The 15516-nt window shown below is 72.8% G+C and carries 12 protein-coding genes; 10 read left to right on the top strand and 2 right to left on the bottom strand.

Annotated elements, in window-relative coordinates:
• Nucleotides 1-4: 4 nt before the first annotated feature.
• Together AB0472_RS36790 and AB0472_RS36785 are read right to left on the bottom strand one after the other, a co-directional pair.
• The gene (locus AB0472_RS36790; protein WP_366363210.1) at nucleotides 5-1573 is read right to left on the bottom strand and encodes an alpha/beta hydrolase; all 1569 of its coding nucleotides are present in this window, start codon (nucleotides 1571-1573) and stop codon (nucleotides 5-7) included.
• A 151-nt stretch (nucleotides 1574-1724) separates the two neighbouring features.
• A complete protein-coding gene (locus AB0472_RS36785) occupies nucleotides 1725-2765 on the bottom strand; it encodes an Rv2578c family radical SAM protein (RefSeq protein ID WP_366363208.1) in 1041 nt (346 codons plus the stop codon).
• Nucleotides 2766-2956: 191 nt separating this feature from the next.
• Between AB0472_RS36785 and AB0472_RS36780 the strand changes: the two genes are divergently transcribed.
• From AB0472_RS36780 to AB0472_RS36735, 10 genes are all read left to right on the top strand, one after another.
• Nucleotides 2957-3400, top strand: coding sequence for an SRPBCC family protein (locus AB0472_RS36780; protein WP_366363206.1), 444 nt, complete (start codon nucleotides 2957-2959; stop codon nucleotides 3398-3400).
• A 193-nt stretch (nucleotides 3401-3593) separates the two neighbouring features.
• Nucleotides 3594-5984: an MFS transporter gene (locus tag AB0472_RS36775; RefSeq protein ID WP_366363204.1), complete on the top strand. Its 2391-nt coding sequence runs from the start codon at nucleotides 3594-3596 to the stop codon at nucleotides 5982-5984.
• 186 nt (nucleotides 5985-6170) lie between these two features.
• On the top strand, nucleotides 6171-8618 hold the full coding sequence (locus tag AB0472_RS36770; protein WP_366363202.1) for a SpoIIE family protein phosphatase: 2448 nt from the start codon (nucleotides 6171-6173) through the stop codon (nucleotides 8616-8618).
• 152 nt (nucleotides 8619-8770) lie between these two features.
• Nucleotides 8771-9496, top strand: coding sequence for a class I SAM-dependent methyltransferase (locus AB0472_RS36765; protein ID WP_366363200.1), 726 nt, complete (start codon nucleotides 8771-8773; stop codon nucleotides 9494-9496).
• 77 nt (nucleotides 9497-9573) lie between these two features.
• Nucleotides 9574-10407, top strand: a complete 834-nt coding sequence (locus tag AB0472_RS36760; protein ID WP_366363199.1) for a M55 family metallopeptidase — start codon at nucleotides 9574-9576, stop codon at nucleotides 10405-10407.
• Complete coding sequence (locus AB0472_RS36755) at nucleotides 10400-11704, top strand: M20/M25/M40 family metallo-hydrolase (protein WP_366363197.1); 1305 nt, start codon at nucleotides 10400-10402, stop codon at nucleotides 11702-11704. The genes AB0472_RS36760 and AB0472_RS36755 overlap by 8 nt, the downstream gene beginning before the upstream one ends.
• 16 nt (nucleotides 11705-11720) lie before the next feature.
• On the top strand, nucleotides 11721-13655 hold the full coding sequence (locus tag AB0472_RS36750; RefSeq protein WP_366363195.1) for a prolyl oligopeptidase family serine peptidase: 1935 nt from the start codon (nucleotides 11721-11723) through the stop codon (nucleotides 13653-13655).
• A 14-nt stretch (nucleotides 13656-13669) separates the two neighbouring features.
• Nucleotides 13670-14593, top strand: a complete 924-nt coding sequence (locus tag AB0472_RS36745; protein ID WP_366363242.1) for an LD-carboxypeptidase — start codon at nucleotides 13670-13672, stop codon at nucleotides 14591-14593.
• Between the two features lie 112 nt (nucleotides 14594-14705).
• Nucleotides 14706-14900 (top strand): hypothetical protein, encoded by a 195-nt coding sequence (locus tag AB0472_RS36740; protein WP_366363193.1) that lies wholly within the window; start codon nucleotides 14706-14708, stop codon nucleotides 14898-14900.
• 19 nt (nucleotides 14901-14919) lie between these two features.
• A complete protein-coding gene (locus AB0472_RS36735; protein ID WP_366363192.1) occupies nucleotides 14920-15483 on the top strand; it encodes a GNAT family protein in 564 nt (187 codons plus the stop codon).
• The last annotated feature ends 33 nt before the right edge of the window (nucleotides 15484-15516 follow it).

Genomic DNA, 15516 nt, shown 5'->3' with positions numbered 1-15516 from the left:
CGGTTCAGCCGCGGAAGCCCAGCAGACCGTGCAGGGTCGAGCCGCGGGACGACGTCGAGGCCGCCTTGGTGGTGAGGGGCTTCGGGTCGGGCGTCTTCCGGCAGACCGCGTCGGCGGTGCCGGTGCCGTGCGGGACCGTGCCGTCGGTCAGGTAGGCGGCGAGGTGGCCGTCCAGGCAGGTGTTGCCGCTGAGCGTGATCCCGTGGTTGCCGCCGCCCTGCTCCACGACCAGGCCGGAGCCGGCCAGCAGGCGGTGGACCGTTACGCCGCCCTGGTAGGGCGTGGCCGCGTCGTCCGTCGCCTGGAAGAGGAGGACCGGCGGCAGTTCGGTGTTGGCGATGTTCGGCGGCTTCAGCGCCTTCGTCGGCCAGGAGGCGCAGGACGCGTTGTACCAGGCGTTGTTCCAGACCATGAACGGCGCTTTCGCGTACGCCGCCCAGTTGTCCTTGCGCCACTGGTTCCAGTCCTGCGGCCAGGCGGAGTCCCGGCACTGGACGGCCGCGTAGACGCTGTAGCCGTTGTCGCTGGACCCGTCGACGGCGGCGAAGTTCTGGTACGCCTCCACCAGGGCGGCCGTCTTCTTCCCGTTGACGTAGGCGGAGAACGCGTCGGCCAGGTAGGGCCAGTAGCCGTTGTAGTAGCCGCCGGGGATGAAGGTGTCCTCCAGCTCGGCCGCTCCCACCTTGCCGCCGGCCGGCTTCTTCGCCAGTGCGGCCCGCATGGCGTACCACTTCGCCTCGACCTTCGCCGGGTCGGTGCCGAGCTTGTACGTCGAGTCGTACTTCGCGATCCACGCCATCAGCGCGCGCTGGCGGTCGTTGAACGCGTAGTCCTGGCTCAGGTTGTCGTCGTACCAGACGCCCGTGGGGTCCACGATCGAGTCCAGGACCAGGCGGTGGATCCGGTCCGGGTGCAGCTTCGCGTACACCGCGCCCAGGTAGGTGCCGTACGAGTAGCCGAAGTAGCTGATCTGCCGGACGCCGAGAGCCCGGCGGATCGAGTCGAGGTCCTGTGCGGCGCTGACGGTGTCGAGGTAGGGCAGCAGCTTCGCGTACTTCTTGCCGCAGGCCGCCGCGAAGGACCGCACCCGCTTGAGGTTGGCCTCTTCGAGGGCGGCGGTGGCCGGGACCGAGTCGGGGCGCACCGGGTCGAAGTGGCCGGGGGCGCAGTCGATCGCCGGGGTGCTCTTCCCGACGCCGCGCGGGTCGAAGCCGATGACGTCGTACTGGGCGGCCACCTTCTTGGGCAGCGTGGACGCCACGAAGCCGGCGAGGGTCAGCCCGCTGCCGCCGGGACCGCCGGGGTTGACCAGCAGCGGACCCTGAGAGGCCGCCGCGGTGTGCGGGACGCGCGAGAGGGCGAGGGTGATCTGCCGCCCGCGCGGGTTGCGGTGGTCGAGGGGCACCTTGACCGAGCCGCACTGGAGCGTCGGGTAGTCGGTGGTGCCGCACTTCTTCCAGGCCACCGGAGCGGCCCGGACGGGGGCTGGGGTGGCGGCGGTCGCGGACGGGACGGTGAACGGACCGGCCACGACGGCGGCGACGGCGCACAGCACGGCTGCGCGTGTTCGCATGGGTCCTCCCAGGACGGAGGGTCGCGGACCGCACGTGCCACGGTCCTCGCCGCATCGTCCCGGAAACGGGACCCGGAAGAACGCATTATGACGATGAATGACCCAATTGGTCCGAGGGTTGCGCCCGAACGCTCCTGGTCCCGGAGCTCGGTCAGAGCAGGGTGAGCTGGGTCGGCTCCGGCAGTGCGGGCTCCTCCTCCGCCGGCGGTACCGGTATCCGGCGGGCGGTGCCCGCGCGGTTCGGGCCGATGCCGTACTCCTCGGCCAGTTCGTGCACCTGACGGGTGATCCGGCGCTGGTACCACTTGGGCGCGTAGGCGCCCTCCGCGTACAGCCGCTCGTAGCGCCGCACCAGGTGCGGGTGGTGGGCCGCGAGCCAGCTCATGAACCACTCGCGGGCACCGGGCCGCAGGTGCAGCACCAGGGGTGTCACCGAGGTGGCCCCGGCCGCCGCGATCGCCCGCACGGTGGCCCGGAGCTGGGCCGGGTGGTCGCCGAGGAACGGGATCACCGGCGCCATCAGGACCCCGCAGCCGATGCCGGCCCCGGCGAGGGCGCGCACGACGTCCAGCCGGCGCTCGGGGGCCGGGGTGCCCGGCTCCACGGTCCGCCACAGCTCGGGGTCGACGAAGCCGACCGAGACCGAGATGCCGACGTCCGTGACGTCCGCCGCCCGGCGCAGCAGCTCCAGGTCGCGCAGGATCAGGGTGCCCTTGGTCAGGATCGAGAACGGGTTGGCGTGCTCGGTGAGGGCGGAGATGATCCCCGGCATCAGCCGGTAGCGGCCCTCGGCGCGCTGGTAGCAGTCGACGTTGGTGCCCATCGCGACGTGGTCGCCGAGCCAGCGGCGCGAGCCGAGCTGGCGGCGGAGCAGATCCGGCGCGTTGACCTTGACCACGATCTGGGTGTCGAAGCCGATCCCGGTGTCCAGGGCCAGGTAGCTGTGGGTCTTGCGGGCGAAGCAGTACACGCACGCGTGCGTGCAGCCCCGGTACGGGTTCACCGTCCATTCGAACGGCATCCGCGAGGCGCCCGGTACCCGGTTGATGATCGACCGCGCCCGCACCTCGTGGAACGTGATCCCCCGGAACTCGGGCGTGTCGAAGGTCCGGGTCGTGACCGCGTCCGCGCCGAACAGCGCGGTGCCGGCCCGGCCGTGATCGGCCTCCTCGGTGAGGTTCTCCCAGCGCATGACGCCTCCTCGGTAGCACTGCCCACAGAATAGAACATCTGTTCCCATGATCGTGCGAACGATCCGTGGAGACCGCGCGAACGCCGTTTCCGACCACGTTTCCGACCGCATGGGCACCCCGATTTGGGTGGCCGGGCGCCGGGGTGGTTGGCTTGGAGCAACCCCGAGAACTCAGGTGCTGGAGGAATGCGATGGCGCAGGTCGAGGCCACTACGGAGCGGGTCGTCGGCGCGGACGCGGAGACGGTGTTCGACGCGGTCGCCGACTACAGCGGCACGCGCGCGAAGCTGCTCCCCGAGCACTTCAGCGAGTACGAGGTGCGCGAGGGCGGCGACGGCGAGGGCACCCTCGTCCACTGGAAGCTGCAGGCCACCAGCAAGCGGGTCCGGGACTGCCTCCTGGAGGTCAGCGAGCCCACCGACGGCGAGCTGGTCGAGAAGGACCGCAACTCCTCCATGGTCACCACCTGGCGGGTCACCCCGGCCGGCGAGGGGAAGTCCAGGGTCGTGGTGCACACCACCTGGCAGGGCGCCGGCGGCATCGGCGGCTTCTTCGAGAAGACCTTCGCGCCCAAGGGCCTCGGCCGGATCTACGACCAGGTGCTCGACAAGCTCGCCACCGAGGTCGAGAAGTAGTACCGGATCACGCGCCGGTTCGTCCGGAGGCGCACAACCTCCCGATGAACAGCGGGTGTTGGCTCCCTCACCGGTTCGGGTGGATCTCCGGATCGGCCGGTCTCGTGCCGTAACTCGTCGCGCTTGCTCGCAGTTGTCGCCCTACGGGAAATAAGGCGGCAATTGTGCGCAGGCGCGACGAGGGGAGCGGTACGTGGGCGGAACGACGCTGGTGCAGTACGAGGAGCCGGCCGCGGTGTCCGCGGACGCCCCCGTGCCGGAACCCGCCCCGGTCTCCGGACTCGGGCCGCGCCGCACCCGGCTGGTGTTCTGCGGGCTGATGCTCGCCCTGCTCCTCGCCGCGCTGGACCAGATGATCGTCGCCACCGCGCTGCCGAAGATCGTCGGCGAGCTGCACGGCCTCGACAGGATGTCCTGGGCGATCACCGCCTACCTGCTCACCTCCACCGTAGGCCTCCCCGTCTACGGCAAGCTCGGCGACCTCATCGGCCGCAAGGGCGTCTTCCAGTTCGCGATCCTCGTCTTCGCCGTCGGCTCGGCGCTCGCCGGACGGGCGCAGAACATGGACCAGCTGATCGCCTTCCGCGCCCTCCAGGGCGTCGGCGCGGGCGGGTTGATGATCGGCGTGCAGGCGATCATCGCCGACATCGTGCCGCCCCGGCAGCGCGGCCGCTTCATGGGCCTGATCGGCGCCGCCTTCGGCCTCGCCTCGGTCGCCGGGCCGCTGCTCGGCGGCTACTTCACCGACCACCTCTCCTGGCGCTGGTGCTTCTACGTCAACGTGCCCTTCGGGCTGATCACGCTGGCCGTCATCAGCCTCGTGCTCAAACTGCCCAAGCCCCGGGTCCGGGCCCGTTTCGACGTGCTGGGCACCCTGCTGCTCGCCGCCGCCTCGACCTGCCTGGTGCTGCTGACCAGTTGGGGCGGGACTGAGTACGCCTGGGGTTCGCGCGTCAGCCTCGGACTCGGCGCGGGCGCGCTGGCCGCCGGGGTGCTGTTCGCCGTCGCCGAGCACCACGCGGCCGAGCCCCTCATCCCGCTGCGGCTGTTCCGGGACTCCGTCTTCAACGTCACCGGTCTGGTCGGACTCGTCGTCGGGGTCGCCCTGTTCGGCGCCGCCAGCTATCTGCCGACCTACCTCCAGATGGTCGACGGCGCGTCGGCGACCGGGTCCGGGCTGCTGATGCTGCCTATGATGGGCGGGATCGTCGGCGCCTCGATCGTCGCGGGACAGCTCATCAGCCTCACCGGGCACTACCGGATCTACCCGGTGCTCGGCGGCGCCGTGTCCGTCGTGGGCATGTGGCTGCTGTCCCGCCTCGAAGTCGGCACCCCGCGCTGGCAGTACAGCGTGTGGATGGCCGTCCTCGGCGCCGGGATCGGCATGGTGATGCCGGTGCTCGTCCTCGCCGTGCAGAACTCCGTGCCGCCCGCCGACCTCGGCACCGCCACCAGCGCCAACAACTACTTCCGGCAGATCGGCGGCAGCGTCGGCGCCGCCGTCTTCGGCACCCTCTTCGCCGACCGGCTCACCGACGCCCTGCACCGGCGTCTGCCCGCCCGGGCCGGCGCCCGCCTGCCCGACCCCGAGTCCCTCACCCCGCAGCTCGTCCACGCGCTGCCCCCGGCACTGCGCGACGCCTACATCCGCGCCTACGCCGACGCGATGCCCAGGATCTTCCTCTACCTGGTCCCGGTGCTCGTCCTCGGCCTGCTCGTCGCCTGCTTCCTCAAGGAGAAACCGCTGGTGTCCCACCCCACCGCCGAAACGGAACCGACAGCCGCCCACCCCCCGATCCCGCAGGCCCGGTCGCCCCACACCGGCGCCGGGATCCCCGTCTGCGGCACGGTGCAGCACCCCGACGGGACCGTGGTGCCGCGCGCCGCGCTCACCCTCATCGACGCCGTCGGCCGGCAGATCGGCCGCGGCGCCAGCGCCGACGACGGCCGGTACGCGCTGGCCACGCCCGGCTCCGGGTCGTACGTCCTGATCGCCGCCGCCGGTGGCCACCAGCCGCAGGCCGTCACCGTGACGGTCGGCGAGCGGCCCGTCGAGCTGGACGTCGTCCTCGGCGGCGCCGGGCGGCTGGCGGGCAGCGTGCTCACCGCCGACGGCACCCCGGTGCGGGACGCCACCGTCACCCTCACCAACGTCCACGGCGAGGTCGTCGCCAGCGTGCGCAGCGGCCGTGACGGCGGCTACGTGATCACCGAGCTGGTGGCCGGCGAGTACACCCTCGCCGGCAGCGCGCCCGCCTTCCGCCCGGCCGCCCTCCCGGTCACCGTCCAGGCGTCCCGGGAGACCCGGCAGAACGTCGAACTCGCGGGCGGCGCCGTGCTGAAGGGCACCGTCCGGGCAGGCGGCGGACGGCCCGTGGAGGACGCGCGGGTGACGCTGCTGGACGCCGCCGGGAACGTCGTCGACACCCTCACCACCGGCGCCGACGGAACGTTCCGGTTCGTGGACCTGTCCTCCGGCGAGTACACCGTCATCGCCGCCGGCTACCCGCCGGTCGCCACCGTCCTCCAGGTCGCGGGCGGCGGCCGCACCGAACGCGATCTCCAACTGGGCCACGAAGACTGAGAGCGGGGGGCGGCCGGGGCGCGGTGGACGCGGTTCGCGCACCGTGCGGGGGCGCCGACCTGCGCGCCGGTGCCATCCGGTGGAACCAATTCCAGGATTGCCACACATCGCAACCGGCGCCCACCGTACGGTAGTGACGGGCGGCACAGATCTTTTGCGGAGCCGTGGGGAGAGAGGGCCTGGGCCATGGACCATGGCAGCGAGCGGGACACGCATCCCGGCCTCGGTGCTGGGTACGGCACGTCGGGCCGCATCCCCCTGGCCGTGGTCGTCGTCGACCGTGACGGCGACGTCTCGCACTGGAGCACCGGCGCCCGGCGGATCTTCGGGGCCGCCAAGGAGGAGGCCATCGGCCACTCCGTCCTCGACCTGCTGCCCGTCTCCGGTGCACTCCCGGAGGACGACGAGATCACTCCGTACGGCGCCTACGCGGCGTACGACGGGCTCGGTCCCGACCTGGAGTCCTCCCTCGACGGACGGCTCAACTTCCCGGCCGCGGGCCGCGCCCGGCTCACCGTGCCCGACCGCGACCGCGTCGACGTGCTCTGGTGGGCGTACCCGCTGGTCGGGCCGGGCGACGAGCGGCTGCTGGTGCTCGCCGCCGACGCCGAGCGGCTGCGCCGGGCCGAACGCGACGAGGGCATCGCCTTCGAACGCATCGCGCCGGGTTTCGCCCTGCACACCGACTTCCCCGGAGCGGAGGAGCTCGCCCGCAGGCTGCCCGAGATCCTGCCCAGCATGAGCGTCGACGAGAGCGCCCGGATCGTCGCCCAGGTCCTCGAACTCGGCTACCCGATCCTGGAGTTCAGCCAGAACGACCGGGTGCCCGTGACCCCCGACTGGGGTGTCGCCCGGCGCACCGAGCGGCTGGCCCGCCGCGAGCGCGCGGCGCGGGCCGCCGCCGAGGGCCTGCCGGTGCCCGTCGAACTCGCCGACGACGAGGGCGAGGACCTGGAGTACGCGGCCGTCCGCGACCGCCTGGAATTCCTCACCGAGGTCAGCGGCAGGATCGGCACCTCGCTCGACCTGTCCCGCACCATCGTCGAGGTCAGCAGAGCCGTCGTCCCCCGCTTCACCGACGTCGCCGGCACCTACCTGCGCGAACAGGTCGTCGCCGGCGAGGGGTTCCCCGACGGCGTGCCCGACACCACCACCATGTGGCACCGGGTCGCCCTGGAGCACACCGACGAACCCGGCCGCTGGGACGACGTCGTCCCCGTCGGCGAGGCCATGCCCTTCCCGGCGCACACCCCGTTCTTCCAGTGCATGACCACCGGCGAACCGGTGCTGGTGCCGCGGATCAGCGAGGAGATGGGCCACGCCATCGCCTCCCAGTTCGAGAAGCGCGACATCCGGCCGCTGATCACCGGCCGCTCGATGCTGGTGGTACCGCTCAAGGCGCGCAACGTCGTGCTCGGCTTCATGATCCTGCTGCGCCACCCCGAGCGCGAGATGTTCAACGACATGGACCGGGTCACCGGTGCCGAACTCGCCGCCCGCGCCGGGCTCGTGCTCGACAACGCGCGCATGTACACCTACCAGGAGAGCGTCGCCGAGACCCTCCAGGACAGCATGCTGCCGCACATCCCGCCGCGTATGGCGGGCTGCGACATCGCCACCCGGTACCTCCCGGGCACCCTGCTCGGGCGCGTCGGCGGCGACTGGTTCGACTCCGTGAAACTCCCCGGCGCCCGCACCGCCCTGGTCGTCGGCGACGTGATGGGCCACGGCCTCAACTCGGCCGCGATGATGGGCCAGTTGCGGACCGCCGTACAGACCATGGCGGCCCTGGACCTGCCTCCCGCCCAACTCCTTCGCAACCTCGACGACCTGGCCCAGCGCCTCGGCGACGGATACCTCGCCACCTGCCTCTACGCCGTCTACGACCCCATCGCGAGCGAACTGCACCTCGCCAACGCGGGCCACATCCCGCCCGTCCTGGTCCGTGCGGTCGACGGCCGCAGCGGACTCCTCGACCTGCCCACCGGGGCGCCCATCGGCGTCGGCGGGGTCGCCTTCGAGTCACTGCGGGTGCGCGTGGAACCCGGCGACCGGCTGGTCATGTGCACCGACGGACTGGTCGAGATGCGCGGCGAGGACATCGGTGTCGGCCTCGCCACCCTCTGCGAGTCGGCCGCCCACCCGGCCGCCTCCATGGACGACGCCTGCGACACCATCATCCGCGCCCTCAACACCCGCGGCGGCCGCAAGGACGACGTCGCCCTGCTGATGGCCCGGCTCAACGGCATCGCGCCCGAGGACGTCGCCGAATGGCGGCTCGCCCTCGACCCGGCCGAGGTCCGCCGGGCCCGCGCCGTCGTCCGCGAGCAACTGCACGACTGGGGCCTCGCCCGGCTCGCCGACCCGGCCGAACTCATGGTCAGCGAACTCGTCACCAACGCCGTACGGCACTCGCACAGCCGCCCGGTGCAGCTCCGGCTGATCCGCGGCGAGACCCTGCTGTGCGAGGTCGACGACGATGACCACACCCTGCCGACCCTGCTCGGCGTCGACCCCGCCGCCGAGGCCGGACGCGGACTGCGGGTGGTCTCCACACTGGCCCGGGAGTGGGGCACCAGCCGCACGTCCGCCGGGAAGACCGTCTGGTTCGAGCTCACCGCACCGCGCCGCTGACCCGGGCCGGCACCGACCAGGGGGCGCACGTACGTCGAACGCGGAGTGAAGGAACGCTCCGGGCGCTTGTGGCCGAAACCCGCGCAAGGTAAACCGTACTGGCCCGTGTCTTACGGCAAGTCATATACGGCTGAATCCTGGGGAGTTGGGCCATGAGCGTGACGAGTCGGTACCGCAGTGCCTGGGAGGGTTTCTGGCGTGAGGCGTCCGAAGAACCGGGGGCGGTGTTCTGGGACGCCGAACCCGCCGTCACCGCCGCCGTCCACACCGCCCTCTTCGAGCCCCACCTCACCGACCCCGGCCTGCCCCTGGTCGACCTCGGCTGCGGCAACGGCACCCAGACCCGCTTCCTCGCCGACCGCTTCCCGCGCGTCCTCGGCGCGGACATATCCGAGGCCGCCCTGGACCACGCCCGGCACGCCGACCCGGACGGACAGGCCGGCTACCGGCTGCTCGACGCGGCCGAGAAGAGCGAGGCCCAGGCCCTGCACGCGGAGCTCGGCGACGTCAACGTCTACATGCGGGGCGTCCTGCACCAGTGCGAACCCGACGACCGGCAGCCGGTGATCGACACCATCGCCACCCTCGTCGGCAGCCGCGGCAGGGCCTACCTGGTCGAGCTCGCCGAGGCCGCCCGGCCCGTCCTCGGCGGCCTCGCGCAGAGCCCGTCGGGACCGCCGCCGAAGCTCGCCCCGGTCTTCCGGCACGGCATCGCCCCCGGCGAGGTCTCCGACGCCGCGGTCCCGGAGTACCTGCGCAACGCCGGCCTCACCGTCCTCGCGAGCGGCGAACTCCCGCTGACGACCACCGAGACCACGCCGGACGGCGAGCCGATCGTCCTGCCGTCCAAGTGGGTGCTGGCCGGGCGCGCGAACTGAGGGAGCGGACCGGACGGCGGCCGACCCGCCGTCCGCACCGTGGCCCCTGCCCCCTCCGACGCGTAACGTGACAGTCCATGAAGATCCTCATCAGCGCCGACATGGAGGGCGCCACCGGGGTGACCTGGCCCGGCGACGTGCTGCCCGGCGGGCCGCAGTGGGAGCGGTGCCGGCCGATGTTCACCTCCGACGTCAACGCCGCCGTCCTCGGGTTCTACGACGGCGGCGCCGACGAGGTCCTCATCAACGAGGCCCACTGGAGCATGCGCAACCTGCTCCTGGAGCAGCTCGACGAACGCGCCGAGATGATCACCGGCCGCCACAAGACGCTGTCCATGGTCGAGGGCGTCCAGCACGGTGACGTCGACGGCGTCGCCTTCATCGGCTACCACACCGGCGCCGGCATGGAGGGCGTCCTCGCCCACACCTACCTGCCCAACTCCGTCACCGGGGTCTGGCTGAACGACGTCCGCGCCAGCGAGGGCCTGCTCAACGCGCACGTCGTCGCCGAGTACGGGGTTCCGGTCGTCCTCGTCACCGGGGACGACCTGGCCTGCGAGGACGCCCTCGGCTATGCGCCGGAGGCCCGCAAGGTCGCCGTCAAGGACCACGTGTCCAGGTACGCGGCCGTGTGCCGGACGCCGGCCCGGACCGCCGCCGACATCCGCGCCGCGGCCAAGGACGCGACCGCGCTCGCGGTGCGCCACGAACCCGTGTCCGGCGGCCCCTTCACCATCGCCCTGGAGTTCGACGCCGAACACCTCGCCCTGGCCGCCACCGTCGTCCCCGGCGTGGACCAGGTCGGCGAGCGGAAGGTCGCGTACACCGAGGGGACCATGTACGACGGCATCCGCACCTTCAAGGCGGTCACCACGATCGTCTCGGCCGCGGTGGAGGAGCAGTATGGCTGACCAGCAGGCACTCGACGAGGTCGTCCGGTTCACCTCCGAGCTGATCCGGATCGACACCAGCAACTTCGGCGGCGGCGACTGCCGGGAGCGGCCCGCCGCCGAGTACGCGGCCGAGCGGCTCACGGAGGCCGGCCTGGAGCCGATACTCCTGGAACGGACCGCGGGGCGCACCAACGTCGTCACCCGCATCGAGGGCACCGACCCCGCCGCCGACGCGCTGCTCGTCCACGGCCACCTCGACGTCGTCCCCGCGCAGGCCGCCGACTGGAGCGTCGACCCCTTCTCCGGGGAGGTCCGCGACGGGGTCGTGTGGGGGCGGGGCGCCGTCGACATGAAGAACATGGACGCGATGATCCTGGCCGTGGTCCGGGCCTGGGCGCGGGAAGGGGTACGGCCGCGGCGGGACATCGTCGTCGCGTTCACCGCCGACGAGGAGGCCAGCGCCGAGGACGGCTCCGGGTTCCTCGCCGACCACCACCCCGAGCTGTTCGAAGGCTGCACCGAGGGCGTCGGGGAGTCCGGCGCCTTCACCTTCCACGACGGCACCGGACGCCACCTCTATCCGGTCGCCGCCGGGGAGCGCGGCACGGCCTGGCTCAAACTCACCGCGCGCGGCCGGGCCGGGCACGGCTCCAAGGTGAACACGGAGAACGCGGTCACCCGCCTCGCCGCCGCCGTCACCCGCATCGGCGAGCACCGATGGCCGCTCCGGCTCACCCCGACGGTCTCCGCCGCCCTCACCGAACTCGCCGCGCTCTACGGCATCCAGCCCGACCTCACCCAGGTCGACCTGCTCCTCGACAAGCTCGGGCCGGCCGCCCGGCTGGTCGAGGCCACCGTCCGCAACAGCGCCAACCCGACCATGCTGAACGCCGGTTACAAGGTCAACGTCATCCCCGGCGAGGCCGTCGCCTTCGTCGACGGGCGCTACCTGTACGGCACCGAGGACGAGTTCCGCGCCACCCTCGACCACCTCACCGGCCCCGACGTCGACTGGGAGTTCCACCACCGCGAGGTCGCCCTGCAGGCGCCGCTGGACTCGCCGACGTACGCCCGGATGCGAGCCGCCGTCGAGGAGTTCGCCCCCGACGGGCACGTGGTGCCGTACTGCATGTCGGGCGGCACCGACGCAAAGCAGTTCTCCCGGCTCGGCATCACCGGCTACGGCTTCGCCCCGCTCAAGCTCCCCGAGGACCTGGACTACCAGGCCCTGTTCCACGGCGTCGACGAACGCGTCCCCGTCGAGGCCCTGCACTTCGGCGTCCGGGTCCTGGACCGCTTCCTGCGCACGGCATAGGAGTTGAGGAGAGAACGTGGAGACGAAGGCGTACGGCTCGTGGCCCTCACCCGTCGACGCGGCCCGGGCGGCCGCGCACGACGGCTTCGCCGATTGGGTGGGCTTCGTCGGTGACGAGCCCTGGTGGATCGAGCCCCGGCCGGCGGAGGGCGGCCGCCGGACCCTGGTCCGCGGCTCCACCGGCGAGTCCGTGCTGCCCGCGCCGTGGAACGTGCGCAGCCGGGTCATCGAGTACGGCGGACTGCCCTGGGCCGGCGCCGTACCCGACGGCGGCGGCGAACCGCTGCTGGTCTTCGTCCACTTCGACGACCAGCGGCTGTACCTGTACCGGCCCGGCGAGGCGCCCCGGCCGCTGACCCCGCCCGGACCCCGCTTCGCCGACCCGCAGTTGCTGCTCGACCGGGACGAAGTCTGGTGCGTGCTGGAGGAGTTCACCGGGGACGCGCCCACCGACGTGCGCCGGGTGCTCGCCGCCGTACCGCTGGACGGCTCAGCCGCCGACGACCGGGCCGCGGTACGCGAACTGACGGACGGACGGCACCGGTTCGTCACCGGGCCGCGCCTCACCCACGACGGACGCCGGGCCGCCTGGCTCGCCTGGGACCATCCGCGGATGCCGTGGGACGGCACGGAACTGCTGGTCGGCGAGGTCGGCGACGACGGCGTCCTGCACTCCGTCCGGACCGCGGCCGGCGGCCCCACCGAGGCCGTCGCCCAGGTGGAGTGGTCCGCGGACGACCGGCTGCTGTACACCAGCGACCGCAGCGGCTGGTGGAACCTCTACCGCGACGACGAGCCGCTGTGCCCGCGCGAGGAGGAGTTCGCGGGGCCGCTGTGGCGGCTCGGCCAGAACTGGTTCGCACCGCTGGACAACGGGATGATCGCCGTCCTGCACGGCCGCGGGGCGATGACCCTCGGGATACTCGACCCGGAGACCGGCGAGATCGCCGACGCGGCCGGGCCGTGGACCGAGTTCTCCGCCACCCTCGCCGTGCACGGCACCCGCGTGCTCGCGGTCGGCGCCGGCCCGCGCACCGCCCACGAGGTCGTCGGACTCGACACCGCCTCCGGCCACACCAGGGTCGTCGGCACCCCGCACCGGGACGCGGTCGACCCCGCCTACTACCCCGACCCGCAGGTCCGCACCTTCGCCGGTCCCGGCGGCCGCGAGGTGCACGCCCACATCCACCCGCCCCACCACCCCGGCCACCGGGCCCCCGAGGGCGAGCTGCCGCCCTTCGTCGTCTGGGCGCACGGCGGCCCCACCAGCAGGACACCGCTCGTCCTCGACCTCGCGATCGCCTACTTCACCACCCGGGGCATCGGGGTCGCAGAGGTCAACTACGGCGGCTCCACCGGATACGGGCGGGCCTACCGGGAGCGGCTGCGCGAGCAGTGGGGCGTGGTCGACGTCGAGGACTGCGCGGCCGTCGCGCTCGCCCTCGCCGAGGAGGGCACCGCCGACCGCGCCCGGCTCGCGATCCGCGGCGGCAGCGCCGGCGGCTGGACCACCGCCGCCTCCCTGACCGGCACCGACGTCTACGCCTGCGGCACCATCTCCTACCCTGTCCTCGACCTCACCAGCTGGGGCGCGGGGGAGACCCACGACTTCGAGTCCCAGTACCTGGAATCCCTGATCGGCCCGCTCGCCGAGGTGCCGGGGCGGTACGCCGAGCGGTCGCCCAGCGAGCACGCCGACCGGCTCACCGCGCCCTTCCTGCTGCTCCAGGGGCTGGACGACGTGATCTGCCCGCCCGCGCAGTGCGAACGCTTCCTCGCCCGGCTCGACGGCCGCCCGGTGCCGCACGCCTACCTCACCTTCGCGGGCGAGGGCCACGGCTTCCGGCGCGCGGAGACCCTGGTCCGCGCGCTGGAGGCGGAACTCGCCCTCTACGCTCAGGTGTTCGGGCTGGACGTGCCCGGAATCCCCGAGCTGGAGCTGGTGAAGTGACCGAAGCGGCCGAAGTGACCGAACTGACGAGGCCCGCCAGGCTCCGGGCCGGAGCCCGCGTCGCCGTCGTGGCGCCGAGCGGGCCGGTGCTGGAGGACCGGCTCCAGGCGGGCCTCGACATCCTGCGCGGCTGGGACCTCGACCCGGTGGCGGCACCCCACGTGCTCGCCACGGACGGCGAGCTGGGGTACCTCGCGGGCTCCGACGCCGAGCGCGCGGCCGACCTCCAGCGGGCCTGGTGCGACCCGTCCGTCTCCGCGGTCCTGTGCGCGCGCGGCGGCTACGGCGCCCAGCGACTCGTCGACCTGCTCGACTGGGACGCGATGCGCGCGGCCGGCCCGAAGGTGTTCGTCGGCTTCAGCGACGCGACCGTGCTGCACGAGGCGTTCGCGACCCGGCTCGGCCTGGCCACCCTGTACGGGCCGGTGGCCGCCGGCGCCGACTTCGTCAAGAGCACCGAGGCACAGGAACACCTGCGGGCCACCCTCTTCGCCCCGGAGACGGTCCGCACCATCCCCTCCCGGGGCACTGCGCTGGTGGGCGGGCGGGCCACGGGCGTCACCGTCGGCGGCTGCCTGCGACTGCTCGCCACCGGCGTCGGCACCCCGCACACCCACACCGGCACGCGGGGCGGCCTGCTCCTGCTGGAGGACATCGGCGAGGCGCCGTACAGCCTCGACCGCAGCATCACGCAGCTGCTGCGGGCCGGCCTGCTCGACGGCGTCGCCGGGATCCTTCTCGGCTCCTGGGACCGGTGCGGGCCCTACGAGCGGGTCCGGCCCATGCTCCTGGACCGGCTCGGCGGCCTGGGCGTGCCGGTGCTGGAGGAGTTCGGGTTCGGGCACTGCGAGGCGGCCCTGACCATCCCGCTCGGAGTGAGCGCCGAGCTCGACGCCGACACGGGCACGCTGACCCTGCGGGAGCCGGCCCTGCGTTGAGAGGTCACCCGGAGGGCCGCGCCCGGCGGCCGGGGCGGGGCCCTGCGGACCACGCAGGCCGCATGAGCCCGAAGTCCCGGAGAGCGGGGCGCGGACCGGCGGCCGGCGCGGCGTGCTGCTTGCCCCCGGCAGGATCGCCGTCCTGCTGCTCGGCGTCCTCGGCCTGGTCTTCGTCTTCGAGGACACCCGGGCCACCGAGATCCGGTTCCTGGTGCCCGTGGTCACCACGCCCCTGTGGATCGCCCCGCTCGCCACCGGGATCACCGGCGCACTCTGCGGGGCGTATTTCATGAAACGCCGGAGGTAGCTCCGCGTAGGGTGTCGGGATGCCGCACACCGCTTCCCGCTATCTCGCCGAGAGCCCCCGGGTGGGGATCCGTCCGTACACCTACGAGGACGGTGCCGAGTTCATCGCCCGCGCCCGGGAGAGCAAGGACCTCCACCAGCCCTGGCTGTTCCCGCCCACCACCGACGCGGCCTACGCCGGCTACGCGGGACGCCTGATCGAGGACCGCAGCAAGGCGGGTTTCCTGGTGTGCGAGAAGGCGGCGGGGGAGCGCGACGAGGCGATCGCCGGGTTCATCAACATCAACAACATCGTCGAGGGCGGCTTCCAGTGCGGAGCGCTCGGCTACGGCGTGTTCGCGCACGCGGCCGGGCGCGGCCTGATGCGGGAGGCGATGGGCCTGGTCGTGGACCACGCCTTCGGGCCGATGCGGCTGCACCGGCTGGAGATCAACGTGCAGCCCGAGAACGCCGCGTCCATCGCGCTCGCCCGCGGTGCCGGGTTCCGGCTGGAGGGCTTCTCGCCGAACATGATCTACATCGACGGGGCCTGGCGGGACCACGAACGCTGGGCGATCACGACGGAGATGCGGGCCGGCCGCTGACCTTTGCGCAATCCTGACCGGCAGCTCCCCTGG

The organism is Streptomyces sp. NPDC086777, assembly GCF_040702065.1.
Classification (GTDB): Bacteria; Actinomycetota; Actinomycetes; order Streptomycetales; family Streptomycetaceae; genus Streptomyces.
The sequence above is the reverse complement of the archived record's forward strand: the minus strand, read 5'-3'. Positions and strand labels throughout refer to the sequence as shown.

Excerpts from the sequence above, each read along its gene's own strand:
- AB0472_RS36790 (WP_366363210.1), bottom strand. The coding sequence starts at position 1,573 with ATGCGAACACGCGCAGCCGTGCTGTGCGCCGTCGCCGCCGTCGTGGCC.
- AB0472_RS36785 (WP_366363208.1), bottom strand. The coding sequence starts at position 2,765 with ATGCGCTGGGAGAACCTCACCGAGGAGGCCGATCACGGCCGGGCCGGC.
- AB0472_RS36780 (WP_366363206.1), top strand. The coding sequence starts at position 2,957 with ATGGCGCAGGTCGAGGCCACTACGGAGCGGGTCGTCGGCGCGGACGCG.
- AB0472_RS36770 (WP_366363202.1), top strand. The coding sequence starts at position 6,171 with ATGGACCATGGCAGCGAGCGGGACACGCATCCCGGCCTCGGTGCTGGG.
- AB0472_RS36765 (WP_366363200.1), top strand. The coding sequence starts at position 8,771 with ATGAGCGTGACGAGTCGGTACCGCAGTGCCTGGGAGGGTTTCTGGCGT.
- AB0472_RS36760 (WP_366363199.1), top strand. The coding sequence starts at position 9,574 with ATGAAGATCCTCATCAGCGCCGACATGGAGGGCGCCACCGGGGTGACC.
- AB0472_RS36755 (WP_366363197.1), top strand. The coding sequence starts at position 10,400 with ATGGCTGACCAGCAGGCACTCGACGAGGTCGTCCGGTTCACCTCCGAG.
- AB0472_RS36735 (WP_366363192.1), top strand. The coding sequence starts at position 14,920 with ATGCCGCACACCGCTTCCCGCTATCTCGCCGAGAGCCCCCGGGTGGGG.